This is a genomic window from Ruegeria sp. AP12 (assembly GCF_056540025.1).
The window spans coordinates 1-860 of the sequence record NZ_JBQFVZ010000153.1 but is presented as its reverse complement, the minus strand read 5'-3'; the positions used below and the strand labels follow the sequence as shown (position 1 = coordinate 860).

At 53.0% G+C, this 860-nt stretch carries 1 protein-coding gene; it reads left to right on the top strand.

What is annotated here, in order from left to right; translation table 11 throughout:
• Positions 1-860: aminotransferase class III-fold pyridoxal phosphate-dependent enzyme (locus ACR0E6_RS21930; RefSeq protein ID WP_480587303.1), on the top strand; the 860-nt coding region annotated here is incomplete at both ends.

Here is an 860-nt window from a genome sequence, read left to right as displayed (position 1 = left end):
ACCGAGGCTAACGCACTTGCCTATGACATGGCCCGCGCAGTGACGGGTAACAAAGGCGTACTGGTGTCTGATGGTTCTTACCACGGAAACGCACTCGCTGTTGCAGACTTCTCGCTCTTTGGTGGCCCTCCAAACGAAACCCCCGGTTTCGTGAGGTCAGTCCCTGTACCCAATCCACATGAAACCAACGACGAAACCGAGACTGGTAGTTTCGGAAAAAAGCTAGCGAACGGGGCCGCGCCCATTGTTCGCGAGTTGGCGAAATCACGCCACGGCTTGGCCATGTTCATTGTTGATCCGATTTTCGATGCGCCCGGCATTTTTACGACGCCTCCCAAGTACTTGGCCGAAATGTCACGGAACGTGCGTAGTATGGGCGGACTGGTCGTCGTAGACGAGGTGCAATCAGGGTTAACCCGCCTAGGTGACAGTGTCTGGGGCTTTATGGATTCCGGTGTAGTGCCCGACATCGTGACAATGGGTAAACCGATAGGTGCTGGGTATCCATTGGCGGTTGTCGCTTCGACCCGCGAGATATTTTCGACCTTTGCCAAGAAACGGCAATACTTCAACACCTTCGGCGGGACACCCGTTGCCGGGGCGGTTGGAAATGCTGTGATTGATGTAATCGAAGAAAACAACATTCTAGAAAATGTGAATTCCGTAGGCCGCTTTTTAAAATCCGAACTCGACACGATGTCCCGAGACTTTGACTTTATGGATTGCGTTCGAGGCAAAGGGCTGTTTTTAGGCATTCCGGTAGTTTCAGACAAGTCATCTCGCCGCCCTGATCCGAAAAGGGCTGCCGCACTCGTTAACCAAATGAAACGCAATGGCGTATTGGTCTCAGTCTGCGGTGC